This is a genomic window from Thermoactinomyces vulgaris (assembly GCF_003688725.1).
GTDB lineage: Bacteria > Bacillota > Bacilli > Thermoactinomycetales > Thermoactinomycetaceae > Thermoactinomyces > Thermoactinomyces vulgaris.
The window spans coordinates 344,097-358,199 of record NZ_REFP01000007.1; the positions used below are offsets into that span (position 1 = coordinate 344,097).

Below are 14,103 nucleotides of genomic sequence, written 5' to 3' on the forward strand. Positions count from 1 at the left end.
GCTGCGGGCGGCTTCCGGCGGTTGCCCTCGTGTCGTAGACAAAAGAGAATGAATAAGATAAAATCGTACAAAGCTGGCATCCTGTTCCTTGTGTTGACAGCAACGGAGGTGCATGTATGGCTGTAAAAGAAGGGGAACAACATGTATTGCCTCTTTTGCCATTGAGAGGTTTGGTTGTATTTCCCACCATGGTTTTACATTTGGATGTAGGAAGAGAAAAGTCGGTTCAAGCATTGGAAAAGGCAATGGTGGACGACCAAAATTTGATTTTGCTTGCAACGCAAAAGGAGCTTCAAATAGAGGAACCCACCGAAGACGATATCTACCGGACCGGTACGATTGCAAAGGTTCGTCAAATGTTGAAGCTGCCAAACGGCACCATCCGGGTGCTTGTGGAAGGTTTGAAAAGGGCAAGCATCATTGAATACATGGATGATGAAGATTGTTACATCGTCCGGTATGAAGAATTGGCAGAAGAAGAAGAAGACGGCCTGGATACGGAGGCTCTGATGCGCGCTGTGTTGGAGCATTTTGAACAATACCTGCGCTTGTCCAAAAAGCTTTCGCCGGAAACGTATTCGGTCGTGGCGGATATTGATGAACCGGGACGGCTGGCGGATATCATCGCATCGCATCTTCCGCTGAAGATTGCAGATAAGCAAACGATTGTGGAAACGTTGAACGTTCAAGCACGTCTCGAGAAATTGTTGTCACTCATCCATAATGAAAAAGAAGTTCTGGAGTTGGAGAAAAAGATCAACTCCCGGGTCAAAAAACAGATGGAAAAAACGCAGAAAGAATATTATCTGCGTGAGCAAATGAAAGCCATTCAAAAGGAACTGGGAGAAAAAGAAGGGCGCATGGGCGAAGTGGAAGAATTGAGGCAAAAACTGTCCGAGCTAAAAGCGCCTGAAGAGATCAAAGAAAAGATTGACAAGGAAATTGACCGTTTGGAAAAAATCCCGACCAGTTCCGCTGAAGGCGGTGTGGTTCGCAATTATATTGATTGGTTATTGGATTTGCCGTGGCTTCATGAAACCGAAGACGATCTCAGCCTGGAGAAAGCAGAAAAAGTGCTGGACGAGGACCATTACGGATTGGAAAAAGTAAAGGAACGGGTGCTTGAGTACCTGGCTGTGCAGCAAATTGTCAAGAAAATGAAAGGCCCCATTCTTTGTCTGGCCGGCCCGCCGGGAGTCGGAAAAACTTCCTTGGCACGTTCCATTGCCCGTGCGCTGGGACGGAATTTTGTCCGTGTCTCATTGGGAGGCGTGCGGGATGAGGCGGAGATTCGCGGACATCGCCGCACTTATGTCGGTGCCATGCCGGGCAGGATCATTCAGGGAATGAAACAAGCACAAAGCACCAATCCGGTCTTTTTGCTGGATGAGATTGACAAGATGTCCATGGATTTCAGAGGTGATCCGGCTTCCGCGCTCTTGGAAGTCTTGGATCCGAACCAAAACCAGGCATTCAGCGATCACTACATCGAGATTCCGTATGATTTGTCCAAAGTGATGTTTATCACCACGGCCAATGTGATCCACAATATTCCCCGTCCGTTGCTTGACCGGATGGAGGTCTTATACATTTCGGGCTATACAGAAATTGAAAAAGAGCATATCGCCAAAGACCATCTGTTCCCCAAACAGTTAAAAGAACACGGATTGACCAAAGAAAACATGCAAATCCAGTCGGGGGCATTGTTGAAATTGATCCGCAACTACACGCGGGAAGCCGGCGTCCGGAATCTGGAAAGAACGATCGGAACCTTGTGTCGGAAAGCGGCCAAACAAATTGTCTCCGGCAAGAAAAAGAAAGTGGTCATTACATCCAATAATTTGGAAAAATATTTGGGACCGGAGCGTTTCCGTTACGGACGGGCGGAAGAAAAGGATCAGGTCGGGATTGCGACCGGCCTGGCTTGGACGGAAGCGGGCGGGGACACGTTGTCCGTGGAAGTCTCCTTGTTGCCCGGAAACGGAAAGCTCACATTGACGGGGAAATTGGGAGACGTGATGAAAGAATCGGCCCAAGCCGCATTCAGTTACATCCGTTCCCGCGCCAAGGAATTGAACATTGATCCGTCTTTCCATGAGAAACATGACATTCATATCCACGTTCCGGAAGGAGCCATTCCCAAAGACGGCCCTTCAGCCGGAATTACCATGGCCACCGCTTTGGTTTCCGCATTGACCGGAATTCCGGTTTCCCGTTTTGTGGCGATGACCGGGGAAATCACCTTGCGCGGACGGGTGCTGCCCATTGGCGGATTGAAGGAAAAATCGTTAAGTGCCCACCGGGCGGGCATCAAACATGTGTTGATCCCCAAGGACAATGAAAAAGATCTCCAAGACATTCCCAAAAGCGTGCGGAAAGAATTGGAGTTTACCGCGGTGGAGCACATGGATGAAGTGTTGCGGTTGGCGTTAGTGAGGGATCCTTATGCTGGTGAAGAAAGCTGAGTTTGTGATCAGTGCGGTGAAACCGGATCAATACCCCGATGACGCCCTGCCGGAGATTGCTCTGGCCGGGCGTTCCAATGTGGGTAAATCATCGCTCATCAATTGTCTGATCAGAAGAAAAAATCTGGCGCGTACCAGTTCGAAACCTGGGAAAACCCAAACCATCAATTTTTACCGGATCAATGACCTTTTTTATTTTGCGGATGTTCCCGGATACGGATTTGCGCGCGTTCCGAAAGCGATGAAAAAACAGTGGGGAAAAATGATGGAAACTTATTTGCTGAAACGGGAACCGCTCAAGGCGGTGATCCAAGTGGTTGATTTGCGACACCCACCCTCGAAAGATGATCAGAATATGTACGAGTTTTTAACGTATTATTCCATCCCGACATGGGTCGTGGCCACCAAGGCAGATAAAGTTCCGAAGGGAAAATGGCAAAAGCATGCCAAGATCATCAGGGAAACTTTGAATATGGAAAAAGAAGATCCGTTCCTTCTCTTTTCCGCGCAAACTGCATATGGTAAAGAGCGGTTGTGGAACTTGATTGAGGAACAAGTGAACGCAAATCAGGATTAGACGGAAGAAAGGGTGGGAGAATGGAGAAAAAAGTTCGTGTTGCGGTTTTGTTCGGAGGAAGATCCGGGGAGCATGAAGTCTCTTTAAATTCGGCCGCATCCGTGATCCAGGCGATTGACCGGGACAAATACGAAGTGATTCCCGTTTGGATTTCGCATGAAGGACAATGGCATTTCGGGGAAAAAGCGATTCCCGCCATTGCCGGCACGCTTGAAAAAGAAGTTTGCGAGCAATTGCAAAACCATCTGCCGGCGCTTGTGTCCAAAGGAAGCGGAACCTTGCCTGCGTTTGCCCCGCATGAAGTGGATGTGGTGTTTCCTGTTTTGCACGGCACATACGGTGAAGACGGGACCATTCAGGGCATGTTGGAAGTGGCACAGATTCCTTATGTCGGAGCCGGGGTGTTGGCATCGGCTGTCGGCATGGATAAAGTGTTGGCGAAGAAAGTGTTTGAACAAGAGGGTCTTCCGCAAGGCAAATATGTTTATTTCTTGAAGTCAGAGCTTGAGAAAGACATCGAGAGCGTGATCGAAAAAGTGGAACAAGCGCTTGGCTATCCCTGCTTTGTCAAACCGGCCAATCTGGGTTCCAGTGTGGGGATTTCCAAGGCAAAAGACCGTGAAGCATTGACGGAGGCTTTGCAGTTGGCTGCCCAATATGACCGGAAGGTGATTGTGGAAGAGTTTATTCCCGCGCATGAGGTGGAAGTGGCCGTGTTGGGAAATGATGAACCGCAAGCTTCCATGCCGGGGGAAATCGTATCTTCCAATGAATTTTATGATTATAAAGCCAAGTATATTGACGGGAAATCCGTGATGCGGATTCCGGCCGAACTTCCGGAAGAGACAACCGGCAAGGTCCGGCAACTGGCGATTCAGGCATACAAAGCCATTGATTGCAGCGGCCTGGCGCGGGTGGACTTTTTCATCCGCAAAGACAACGGCCGAGTGTTGATCAATGAGATTAACACCATGCCGGGCTTTACGCCTTACAGCATGTATCCGAAATTGTGGGAGCATTCGGGGGTTTCTTATCCGGAATTAATTTCCAAACTGATTGAGTTGGCACTTCAGCGTTATGAGGAAAAATCCAATTTGAAAACTGTTTTTGACCTTTAAGCAAAAAAGGGCTGTCGCGATCCGCACAGCCCTTTTTCTTTCGCTTAAAAATCAAAGGTTTCATCCGGTTGCCGGGTCAGGATGAGCGGCCCGTCTTTGGTGATTGCCACGGTGTGTTCGTATTGCGCCGACAAACTTCCGTCCACTGTTTTGGCCGTCCATCCGTCCTCCATGATTTTGACCAAATGGTTACCCAAGTTCAGCATGGGTTCAATCGTGATCACCATTCCTTCTTTTAATTCGGCCCCCTGGCCGGGCGGGCCGAAATGGGGAACTTCGGGGAGTTCATGAATGCGCCGGCCGATCCCGTGTCCGATAAACGAACGGACCACCGACATTCCGTTTTCCTCGGCATAAGACTGGATGGCATGGGAAATGTCCCCGATCCGGTTGCCGGGTTTGGCTTGTTCAATGCCTTTATATAATGCGGCTTTGGTGACGGTTAATAAGTTTCGGGCCGCTTCGGAAATCTCCCCCACTGCATAAGACCAAGCCGAGTCGGCCAACCAGCCGTCCAGGTTGACGACCATATCAATGCAAACAATGTCTCCTTCTTTCAGCGGTGTTTTCCGGGGAAAACCGTGGCACACCTCATCGTTGACCGAAGCACAGGTGGCATAAGGATAGCCCATGTATCCTTTTTGTTCCGGGGTGGCCCCGTGTTGCTTCAAAAACTGTTCCACCCATTCGTCAATCTCAAGTGTTGTCACTCCCGGCTGAATCCGTTTCTTCAAGTGCTGATGACATTGGGCAAGAAGTTTTCCCGCTTCATGCATTTTACGGATTTCCCGGGGGCTTTTTAATGAAATCATCCCGCGATCTCTCCCTTGTTTTCTTCATCGGAATGTGTACCGTTTTTCACCATTAAGTTATTCACAAACCATTGAGGGATTGCAATTCCCATAAGAAAGGGGCGGTTTCACAGACCGGTTTCAGCAAGAAAACCACCGGCATCCCCGGTTGTCCCATCCTCATGCACCGGGGCCGGTGGATTTGGCCGGCGATGATTCATCATGCCCTTCCCATTTCCGGTAAACGGTCCGCCGGGAATCTCCGGTTGACCTGATGAAGACCGGGTTTCCGGAACGTTTGTCCAACGTCGCTTGCATGACCGGATTATTTTTTGGAGATAAAAACCAGTCCCAAGATCACGATCAAGACGGGCCAATAAGCATGAAAGACCGAAGTGATCGGGGAAACCAAAGGAAGTTCGGTGATGCCCGGGTATGCAAAAATTCCCGTCAATATCAAAATCACCCCGACCAAAGCCGTGATTTTGCTTTTATTAATGGTAAATTGCAACAAAACGACCAATCCGAAAAGAGCAACCAATATGCTCCAATGTTTGGGCCAGCCGTTGACGTATTTCAATCCCCAGGCCGTGACACTGATGGTGGCGGCGAAACCGGCCCATAAGGTCAACGTGCTGATTTTCTTCAAGATTCCGACATAAAGCAAAAGGACACTGAACAAGAATATGAGAAACGGCCAAGTGATCAAGGAAGCAAGAGAAGTGAGATCGGTTTGGACAAGCAGAAGGATGATTCCGACCAGTGTGATGATAAAACCGATAATCTTTGTTTGCATAACCCCTTCTCCCTTTGTCAATAAGTAGAATTTTCCTTTTACATCTTATCACAATTTCAGCAGGAGCAAGGTACAGATTTATCGATCCGGCCGGTTTTATCCTGCCGGCCGTGAAGAAAAAATGAAGAAAGGGTTGGGAAGCAGAAAACGGCTGAATAAAAGCGGGACAAAACATACGCTTTGGTTAGCCGTTTTGCTGCTGTCCTTTAGAAACGAGCCGTTTTTCAATGATCGCGATCAACTGATACATGATGGTGGCGATGACCGCCACGATCATCAGGCTTAACATCACAAGATGCAGATTAAACACTTGGAAACCGTAAATCATCAAGTAACCGAGTCCCTGTTTGGAGACCAAAAACTCGCCGACGATGACCCCCACCCATGACAACCCGACATTGACCTTCAAGGCGGCAATCATATCGGGAATGGCGGCGGGAAAGATGATCTTCCAAAAGATTTGGCTGCGGCTGGCCCCAAACGAACGGGCCAAAATGAGATAACTGGAATCCACACTTTGAAAACTGGTGTAAATGACGATGGTCGTAATGATCACGGTGATGGCGATTCCCATGGCCAGAATGGAGATGAAGCCGGAACCAAACGAAACAATGAACAGGGGGCCGAGCGACACTTTCGGCATGCTGTTTAAAACGACCAGATAGGGGTCCAGAACACGGGATAAAAACGGCGAAGCCCATATAATGGTGGCCAGGATGACCCCGGATAGGGTGCCGATCAAAAAGCCGGCGATGGTTTCCATCGATGTGATTGCGATATGGGCATATAATTCCCCGGAACGGGCCAATTCGGCCGCTTGCTTCATCATGAGCGAAGGACTGCTGAATAAAAAGGAGTCAATCCAACCGGCCCGGGCCCCCCATTCCCATGCAAAGACAAAACCGACCAGGATCAGGAAGCGCAAGAACCAAACCCCGATTTGCCGGAGCCGCAACCGGCGCAGGAAATCGGCATGTGAGGGGCTCTTGGCCCCCTTGGTCAACCACTTTTTCCATGAAAAGAAGCTCATGGTTGTTCCACCTCCTGCCACAACTGTTCAAACAGCCGGCGAAAAACAGGATGGCTGCGGGATTTGAGCGCAGACAAAGCGCGGATTTCTTCCGGAACGACCATCGTTTTTTGAATGGTTCCGGGACGTCCGCCCATCACCAATATCCGGTCGCCCACCGCCAGGGCTTCTTCCAGGTCATGGGTCACAAGGACAGCAGTTTTCTTGTGTCGTTTCATGACATCCATCAACAAGTCTTCCAAAGCGATTTTGTTTTGAATATCCAGAGCCGAAAAGGGTTCATCCAACAGCAGGATTTCCGGATTGACGGCTAATGTGCGGACCAGCGCCACCCGTTGCCGCATGCCGCCGGACAATTGGGACGGATATTGATGGGATGTATGTTCCAGACCCATTTGTTTGAGCAGATGAAGGGCGTACTCAATGCGCTCGGGCGTGTTTTGTTTCCGGAATTCCAAGCCCAAAATCATGTTTTTGAGGACGGTGCGCCATTCCAGCAATCCGTCCTTTTGCAGCATGTAACCGGTGTATTTGGCTGCATGGGTTTTCCCTTCTTTGCCGAACAACCGAATTTGCCCCGACGTCTGTTTGTAAATGCCGGCCAGAAGCGAGAGGATAGTGCTTTTTCCGCACCCGCTGGGACCGACTAAAACCAGGGTTTCTCCTTGTTCGACGGTGAAATTGATGTCCCGGATGGCGGTGACTTCTTCTTCTTTGCTGAAGAAGGTATGCGTCACGTTCTGAAACTGGATGGCCGGTGTGGGTTTCATGGTGTCCCCCCTTTGAGTTCATCCACAATTTTTTGGCTGATGTGAGGATCGATCAGTTGTTCATAAGGGACGTTTTTGGGCAATTCGCCGGCTTGGGACATAATCCGGAGGAAATGCCCGTATTCATCCGGATCGATGACGGGATTGTCTGCATAAGAATCCTGATCTTTATAGCGTTTGATTACACGAATCAAGATGGAGCGGTCGGTATCGGGAAAATAACTTTGGATGGCGGAGGCAATTTCTTCGGGGGAGTGGTTCTTCACCCAGATTTGTCCTTTGTACACGGCCCGGACAAATTTTTGGGCAATATCCGGATTTTCGCGGAGCCACTTCTCTTTCGCCAAGTAACAGGTGTAGGGGAGACGGCCGCTTTCTTTTCCAAACGATGCGACGATGTATCCTTTGCCTTCGGCTTCGATTTTGGAAGCAACGGGTTCAAACAGTTGGGCAAAATCGCCGGTTCCGGCCAAAAACGCATTTCCCAAATTTTGATAATCGACATTTTGGATGATTCGCACATCTTGATGGGGGATCAATTGATTTTTCCGTTGTACATATTCACTGACCATTTCCGGCATGCCGCCCCGCCGTTGCCCCAACAACGATTGGCCTTTTAACATTTGCCAATCAAATTGCGGGACGGGTTTGCGGGATACCAAAAACGATCCGTCGGTTTGGGTGAGTTGTGCAAAGGCTTTGACCGTATCGGAACGGGAACGGGCGGTGACATAGATGCCGGCTTCCACGCCGACCAGAACGATATCGGATTCCCCGGCCAGGAGGGTGGTCATGGTTTTGTCCCCGCCGTTTCCGTTGACCAGTTCAACCGACAATCCTTCTTGTTCGAAAAAGCCTTGGCTTAAGGCCACATACTGCGGTGCGTAAAAGATGGAATGAGTCACCTCGACCAGCCGGATGTTGGATTTATTGTCAGAGGAAGATGTGCATGCCGTTGACAAAAAGACAAGAGAAAGAACGAGCAGGATACTAGGAAGCCGCTTGACAGACCTTTTCAAGTCGATCACCTCATTTAAATTAGGCATGGATCTATATTTCCATTATATAATAAGATTGCCAATATTTGTTCAATGGGATTCCGGTGGCTTCAAAATGTGTTCACACCCGTTTTTCCGGGGATTACAACAGTATGTTATAATGAAGTTTGATTCATCGCAGATTTGTGCCCAGTGTTGGGATTCGAGGTGAAGAGCAACATGCATATACTGACCATTGGACTGAATCACGAGACAGCTCCGGTTGAATTGAGGGAAAGGCTTGCCTTTTCGGAAGACCGCTTGGATTATGCTTTAAGAACGTTGCGGGATATGAAAAGCATTATGGAATGCGTGATCTTGAGCACTTGTAACCGTATGGAGCTTTATGTGGTTTGTGACCAGCTCCACACCGGTGAATATTACGCCAAAACTTTTATTGAGAACTGGTTTCGTATCCCCAAAGAAGAGTTTTGCGATTACCTTTATGTGAAAAAGAACGAAGATGCCGTCCGGCATTTGTTTCATGTCGTTTGCGGCATGAATTCCTTGGTGCTGGGCGAAACCCAAATCCTGGGACAGGTGAAACAAGCCTTTTTCACAGCGATGGAAAGCAAAACAACCGGAACGTTATTCAATACATTGTTTAAACAGGCCGTCACGTTTGGAAAACGCGTTCATTCAGAAACCGAGATCGGACAAAATGCCGTATCCGTCAGTTATGTTGCTGTGGAATTGGGCAAGAAAATGTTTGACTCCTTTGAGGATAAAACGATTCTTTTGGTCGGTGCGGGGGAAATGAGTGAATTGACGGCGAAACATTTTTATTCCAACGGGGCAAAGCGTGTACAAGTTGTCAACCGGACCTTTTCGAAAGCGGAGGAGCTGGCCGGAAAGTTTCACGGGGAAGCAAGGCCATGGGAAGATTTGATTGCTTGCCTGAAAGAAGCGGATATCGTGGTCAGTTCCACCGGAGCCAAGGAGCCGGTCTTGACCCGTTCCATGGTGGAACCGGTTTTAAAAAGCCGCCGGTCCCCGCTTTTCTTGATCGATATCGCCGTGCCCCGGGACATCGAACCGTCCATTGCCGGGCTGGAGTCCGTGTTTTTATATGACATTGATGATTTACGTGAAATTGCTGAATCCAACATGTCCCTCAGGCAGAAAGAAGCCGAAAAAATCAAGGGCTGGATTGAGGAAGAGGTTCGGGAATTTAACACATGGCTGGACACTTTGGGTGTGGTTCCCCTGATCTCGGCGCTCAGGGAAAAAGCGCTGTCCATTCAGGAAGATGCCGTGAACAAAATCGAACGGAAGTTGCCGGAGATGACCGAGCGGGAAAAACGGGTCATTCGCAAACATACCAAGAGCATTGTGAACCAAATGATGCGTGATCCGATTGTCCGCCTGAAGGAACTGGCCACCACGCCACAAAAAGAAGCAGCACAGGAAATGTTTGTTTATTTGTTTGCTTTGGAAGAGCTTTTAAAACAGGAAGATGAGGAAGAACCGGCCAAAGTGGAAGTGAAAAATCCAGCGCTTGGTCAAGAGGCTTGGGCCCGCATTTAAAGGAGGAAACCTTGATGTTTGCGGAGCGTTGGATTTATGACTTCATCATTTATTTATATGCGTTCAGCATCTTGTTTTCTTTTGCTGATCTGTTGCACCGAAACAGGCGCTCCGAGAAGATATCGTATTTGTTCTTGGGGATTGTATGGTTGATCCAAACGGCAGTTTTCATCCTGGTGGTTCTTAACTGGTGGCCCAAACAACTGCCGTTTTGGATTGATGCTTTTTTTATTTACTCATGGATTTTGGTCAGTTTTACACTGGTCATGCATCTGGTCTATCGCATGCCGGTTTATTATTTCCTGGCCAATCTGATGGGGTTTGTCGTTTTGGTGTTGAATCTGTTTTTTGTTCGTCATCAATCCGCAGCTTTTGAATATTTGTTGTTGACGGAGCTGGTTTTCATTCATGTGACCATCGCAATGATGTCCTATGCCGCATTTTCGCTGGCCTGTATCAGCGGAGGGCTTTATCTGGTCAGCAATCATTTGCTGAAAGAGAAAAAGTGGAATCGTTTGTTGCGCATCTTGCCCAGCTTGGACCGGTTGGAGTCATTTTCCGTTTGGTCGGTTGTCGCCGGTGCCGTTTTCTTGCTAATTTCCGTGTTATTAGGTATCATTTATGGTTACCAAACGGTTGGCAACCGGCTTTGGTTGGATCCGAAATTATGGGGAACGTTTTGGGTAATGATTTTGTACGGCTGGATCATCTGGCAATGGACGCGCACCCGGTTGACCGGCCGGCGCCTGGCTTGGTGGAGTTCGCTTTCTTTTTTATCCATCTTGCTGAATTATTTCATTACCCGGACAGGTGTTTCCTTTCATCAATGGTTCTGAGAGCGGAAGGAGCACGACAAAGATGAGACAACCCTATGCCATGATGATTGATCTGAGAGGAAAGCCCTGTTTGGTGGTGGGAGGAGGAAAAGTGGCCGGGCGCAAAGTGAAGACGTTGATCGATGCCGGGGCTCATGTCAAAGTGGTGAGTCCGGCAATCACGCCCATGATCAAATATTGGGCGCTTTCCAGAAAAGTGGAATGGTTCGCCCGGCCTTACCAACAAGAGGATGGTGCAGGCCAATTTTTGGTGGTTGCCGCCACCGATGATCCGGGTGTCAACCGGACTGTTTATTGTCATGCAAAGATGCGCGATCAATGGATTAACGTTGTTGATCAGCCCGGGCTTTGCAATTTTACGATCCCTGCGGTATTGACACGGGGGAAACTGCAAATCGCCATTTCCACGCAAGGGGCAAGCCCGTCCGTGGCCAAGAAAATCCGCCGCGAACTGGAAGATGCCTATGGCGAGGAATATGAGCTTTATTTGGACCTGGTGCAAGAGATGCGGCAGAAAATTCAAGTCCAAGTCACGGAGAAACGGATCCGGTACCAGCTGTACAAAGAATTGGCATCGGACCGGTGGATTGAAGCTTGCCGCCGAAATCCGGACGGGGTTCACCGTGAAATGGCGGAATGGTTGGAAAACATGATTTTAAGCGGAGCGAAGGAGAAAGGAGGGTCTGTGGCATGCGGACGCTTGTGGCAGGAACAAGACGAAGTGAGTTGGCACTTACACAAACCCATTGGGTGATGGAACACTTGAAGGAATTGGAACCGGGATTGGATATCCGGGTGAAAAAAATTGTAACTAAAGGCGATCGCATTTTAAATGTCACCTTGTCCAAAGTGGGCGGCAAAGGATTGTTTGTAAAAGAAATTGAACAAGCTTTGTTGGATGGGAAAATTGATTTTGCCGTACACAGCATGAAAGACATGCCTTCTGAAATGCCTCCGGGATTGGTGATCGGGGCGGTTCCGGTAAGGGAAACACCGACAGATGCCCTGTTATCCATCGACGGAAGAACATTGGATGAACTCCCGTCCGGAGCGGTGGTGGGAACCAGCAGTTTGAGGCGCCAGGCGCAAATTCTGGCTTATCGTCCGGATTTGAAAGTGGAACCGGTGCGGGGCAATTTGCAAACGCGAATCCGCAAGATGCAAGAAGGCCAGTTTGATGCCATTATTTTGGCGACTTCCGGATTGAAAAGGATGGACTGGGAAAACAAAATTTGCCAGGAGTTAACCGCGGATGTCATGCTGCCGGCGGTCGGGCAAGGGGCTTTGGCTGTCCAGTGCCGTGCGGATGATGAAGAGCTTTTGTCTGTTTTACAGCGGTTAAATCATGAGGAAACGAACAAAGCCGTTTCTGCCGAACGGTCTTTTTTGCATGCTTTTCAAGGCGGATGCCATTTGCCGATTGCGGCTCATGCTGTATTGGATCAAGATGAAATTCATTTGACCGGTCTGGTTGCCGATCCCGGGGGACAAGACGTGATCAAAAAAAGCATCCGTGGGAAAGATCCCGAAAAGCTCGGAAAAGATTTGGCGGCATCTTTAAAAGAAGAAGGGGCCGGTCGTCTGTTGGAAACCGTGCGGGAGGGGCTTAAGATATGACCGGTATGGTTTATCTGGTTGGAGCGGGTCCCTGGGATCCGGGCCTGATCACCGTCAAGGGATTAAAGGCGCTGAAAAAAGCGGATGTGATCATTTATGACCGGTTGGCCAACCCCCAGCTTTTGAATCATGCAAAAGAGAATGTCGAACGGATTTATGTGGGAAAATCATCCGACCATCATACACACACCCAGGAAGAGATCAATGATCTGCTGGTTGAAAAGGCCAAACAAGGATTGACGGTGGTCCGGCTGAAAGGCGGGGATCCTTTTGTTTTCGGACGCGGTGGGGAAGAGGCCGAACGTTGCGTGGAAGAAGGCATTCCTTTTGAAGTGATCCCCGGCATCACCTCTGCCATTGCCGTTCCGGCTTATGCAGGGATTCCGGTCACCCATCGGGATATGAATGCATCGTTTTCGGTAGTCACCGGGTATGAACGGAAAGAAAAAAATGAACCCTCCGTTTCTTTTGCTTCCCTGGCCAAAGCAACCGAAACCCAGGTTTTTTTGATGGGGGTCAAAAATCTTCCCTATATCGTTGAACGGTTGAGAAAATACGGAAGATCCGGCGATACGCCGGTGGCTTTGATCCGTTGGGGAACCAAAATGGAACAGGAAACTTTGACCGGCACGCTGGAGGATATTGTTGAAAAGGCGGAAGAACGAAAATTCCGCCCGCCGGCGGTGATTGTGGTCGGGGAAGTGGTCCGCCTGCGTGAAAAGCTGGCATGGTTTGAACAAAAACCATTGTTTGGCAAACGGGTTTTAGTTACCCGGGCGCGTGAGCAAAGCCAAAGCTTGTCGGAGAAGATTCATGAATTGGGAGGAGAATCGCTGGAGTTTCCGGTGATCAAAATCACCCGTCCGAAACGCCAGGCATTTCTCGATCAGTCCCTCCGCCACCTTCATGAGTATGATTGGATTATCTTTACCAGTGTCAACGGGGTGAAATTTTTCTTTTCGCGACTGCGCGAGTTAAAGATCGATATCCGTCAAATGGGCAAAGCGAAGATCGCCGCCATCGGCCCGAAAACGGCAGAAGCCTTGTGGGAAAAAGGGTTGCTCGTTGACGTGATTCCCGAAGAATACCAGGCGGAAGGGTTGATTGAAAGTCTTCGCCACCAAGTCAAAGCGGGAGAAAAAATCTTATTGCCCCGTGCCAACATCGCCCGCAAAATTTTAGCGGTCAAGCTGGCTGAGATGGGTTGTGAAGTGACCGATGCCGATGCATATGACACGGAGACAGAAACTGGAAATGTGAGTGAAATCGTTGAGGGGTTACGGGAAGGAACGATTCATGTGATTACTTTCACAAGTCCTTCCACGGTCCGGAACTTTGTCCGGTCCCTGCAAACGGTGGAAAAAGATGTGCCTTCATTACTAAAAGGGGTGCACATTGTCTGCATCGGCCCGATTACGGCTCAAACGGCCGGGGAATTGGGATTGAAAGTGGACGGCATTGCCAAAGAGTACACCATTGAAGGATTGGTGGAAGTATTGAAGCAGTTGCCATAAGGTTGTTAGAAGGAGGATGAAATCA

At 49.1% G+C, this 14,103-nt stretch carries 13 protein-coding genes; 8 read left to right on the top strand and 5 right to left on the bottom strand.

Going from position 1 to position 14,103, the window contains the following annotated elements:
• Nucleotides 1–116: 116 nt before the first annotated feature.
• From lon to ATH33_RS02120, 3 genes are read left to right on the top strand one after another with little or no spacing between them, the layout of a single operon-like run.
• Nucleotides 117–2,465: an endopeptidase La gene (lon, locus tag ATH33_RS02110; protein WP_037993552.1), complete on the top strand. Its 2,349-nt coding sequence runs from the start codon at nucleotides 117–119 to the stop codon at nucleotides 2,463–2,465.
• On the top strand, nucleotides 2,446–3,042 hold the full coding sequence (gene yihA / locus ATH33_RS02115; protein WP_037993550.1) for a ribosome biogenesis GTP-binding protein YihA/YsxC: 597 nt from the start codon (nucleotides 2,446–2,448) through the stop codon (nucleotides 3,040–3,042). Before lon ends, yihA begins: the two co-directional genes overlap by 20 nt.
• A gap of 20 nt (nucleotides 3,043–3,062) precedes the next feature.
• Nucleotides 3,063–4,160: a D-alanine--D-alanine ligase gene (locus ATH33_RS02120; protein ID WP_037993549.1), complete on the top strand. Its 1,098-nt coding sequence runs from the start codon at nucleotides 3,063–3,065 to the stop codon at nucleotides 4,158–4,160.
• 44 nt (nucleotides 4,161–4,204) lie between these two features.
• On the opposite strand, the gene map is transcribed toward ATH33_RS02120, so the two are convergent.
• The 5 genes from map to ATH33_RS02145 form a co-directional block, all read right to left on the bottom strand.
• Entirely contained in the window at nucleotides 4,205–4,972 is a 768-nt protein-coding gene (gene map, locus ATH33_RS02125; protein ID WP_037993546.1) for a type I methionyl aminopeptidase, read from the bottom strand.
• Nucleotides 4,973–5,276: 304 nt separating this feature from the next.
• Nucleotides 5,277–5,747, bottom strand: a complete 471-nt coding sequence (locus ATH33_RS02130) for a hypothetical protein (RefSeq protein WP_037993544.1) — start codon at nucleotides 5,745–5,747, stop codon at nucleotides 5,277–5,279.
• A gap of 184 nt (nucleotides 5,748–5,931) precedes the next feature.
• Nucleotides 5,932–6,777 carry an ABC transporter permease gene (locus tag ATH33_RS02135; protein WP_049719894.1) on the bottom strand — a complete coding sequence of 282 codons (846 nt, stop codon included), beginning with the start codon at nucleotides 6,775–6,777 and terminating at the stop codon, nucleotides 5,932–5,934.
• Nucleotides 6,774–7,547 carry an ABC transporter ATP-binding protein gene (locus ATH33_RS02140; RefSeq protein WP_037993542.1) on the bottom strand — a complete coding sequence of 258 codons (774 nt, stop codon included), beginning with the start codon at nucleotides 7,545–7,547 and terminating at the stop codon, nucleotides 6,774–6,776. Before ATH33_RS02140 ends, ATH33_RS02135 begins: the two co-directional genes overlap by 4 nt.
• Nucleotides 7,544–8,593 carry an ABC transporter substrate-binding protein gene (locus tag ATH33_RS02145; RefSeq protein ID WP_121874000.1) on the bottom strand — a complete coding sequence of 350 codons (1,050 nt, stop codon included), beginning with the start codon at nucleotides 8,591–8,593 and terminating at the stop codon, nucleotides 7,544–7,546. The genes ATH33_RS02140 and ATH33_RS02145 overlap by 4 nt, the downstream gene beginning before the upstream one ends.
• A 171-nt stretch (nucleotides 8,594–8,764) precedes the next feature.
• Here ATH33_RS02145 and hemA point away from each other — a divergent pair, with 171 nt between their 5' ends.
• Genes hemA through cobA form a run of 5 tightly spaced genes read left to right on the top strand, consistent with a single transcriptional unit; the run spans nucleotide 8,765 to nucleotide 14,078 of the window.
• On the top strand, nucleotides 8,765–10,111 hold the full coding sequence (hemA, locus tag ATH33_RS02150; protein WP_037993539.1) for a glutamyl-tRNA reductase: 1,347 nt from the start codon (nucleotides 8,765–8,767) through the stop codon (nucleotides 10,109–10,111).
• 14 nt (nucleotides 10,112–10,125) lie between these two features.
• Nucleotides 10,126–10,947 carry a cytochrome C assembly family protein gene (locus ATH33_RS02155; protein ID WP_121874001.1) on the top strand — a complete coding sequence of 274 codons (822 nt, stop codon included), beginning with the start codon at nucleotides 10,126–10,128 and terminating at the stop codon, nucleotides 10,945–10,947.
• 22 nt (nucleotides 10,948–10,969) lie between these two features.
• Nucleotides 10,970–11,701 carry a precorrin-2 dehydrogenase/sirohydrochlorin ferrochelatase family protein gene (locus tag ATH33_RS02160; RefSeq protein ID WP_121874002.1) on the top strand — a complete coding sequence of 244 codons (732 nt, stop codon included), beginning with the start codon at nucleotides 10,970–10,972 and terminating at the stop codon, nucleotides 11,699–11,701.
• On the top strand, nucleotides 11,638–12,564 hold the full coding sequence (gene hemC, locus ATH33_RS02165) for a hydroxymethylbilane synthase (protein WP_037993535.1): 927 nt from the start codon (nucleotides 11,638–11,640) through the stop codon (nucleotides 12,562–12,564). The genes ATH33_RS02160 and hemC overlap by 64 nt, the downstream gene beginning before the upstream one ends.
• The gene (cobA, locus tag ATH33_RS02170; RefSeq protein ID WP_121874003.1) at nucleotides 12,561–14,078 is read left to right on the top strand and encodes a uroporphyrinogen-III C-methyltransferase; all 1,518 of its coding nucleotides are present in this window, start codon (nucleotides 12,561–12,563) and stop codon (nucleotides 14,076–14,078) included. Before hemC ends, cobA begins: the two co-directional genes overlap by 4 nt.
• Nucleotides 14,079–14,103 lie beyond the last annotated feature (25 nt).

Coding starts and splice junctions, on each gene's coding strand:
- lon (WP_037993552.1), top strand. CDS start 117: ATGGCTGTAAAAGAAGGGGAACAACATGTATTGCCTCTTTTGCCATTG.
- yihA (WP_037993550.1), top strand. CDS start 2,446: ATGCTGGTGAAGAAAGCTGAGTTTGTGATCAGTGCGGTGAAACCGGAT.
- ATH33_RS02120 (WP_037993549.1), top strand. CDS start 3,063: ATGGAGAAAAAAGTTCGTGTTGCGGTTTTGTTCGGAGGAAGATCCGGG.
- map (WP_037993546.1), bottom strand. CDS start 4,972: ATGATTTCATTAAAAAGCCCCCGGGAAATCCGTAAAATGCATGAAGCG.
- ATH33_RS02130 (WP_037993544.1), bottom strand. CDS start 5,747: ATGCAAACAAAGATTATCGGTTTTATCATCACACTGGTCGGAATCATC.
- ATH33_RS02135 (WP_049719894.1), bottom strand. CDS start 6,777: ATGAGCTTCTTTTCATGGAAAAAGTGGTTGACCAAGGGGGCCAAGAGC.
- ATH33_RS02140 (WP_037993542.1), bottom strand. CDS start 7,547: ATGAAACCCACACCGGCCATCCAGTTTCAGAACGTGACGCATACCTTC.
- ATH33_RS02145 (WP_121874000.1), bottom strand. CDS start 8,593: ATGCCTAATTTAAATGAGGTGATCGACTTGAAAAGGTCTGTCAAGCGG.
- hemA (WP_037993539.1), top strand. CDS start 8,765: ATGCATATACTGACCATTGGACTGAATCACGAGACAGCTCCGGTTGAA.
- ATH33_RS02155 (WP_121874001.1), top strand. CDS start 10,126: ATGTTTGCGGAGCGTTGGATTTATGACTTCATCATTTATTTATATGCG.
- ATH33_RS02160 (WP_121874002.1), top strand. CDS start 10,970: ATGAGACAACCCTATGCCATGATGATTGATCTGAGAGGAAAGCCCTGT.
- hemC (WP_037993535.1), top strand. CDS start 11,638: ATGCGGACGCTTGTGGCAGGAACAAGACGAAGTGAGTTGGCACTTACA.
- cobA (WP_121874003.1), top strand. CDS start 12,561: ATGACCGGTATGGTTTATCTGGTTGGAGCGGGTCCCTGGGATCCGGGC.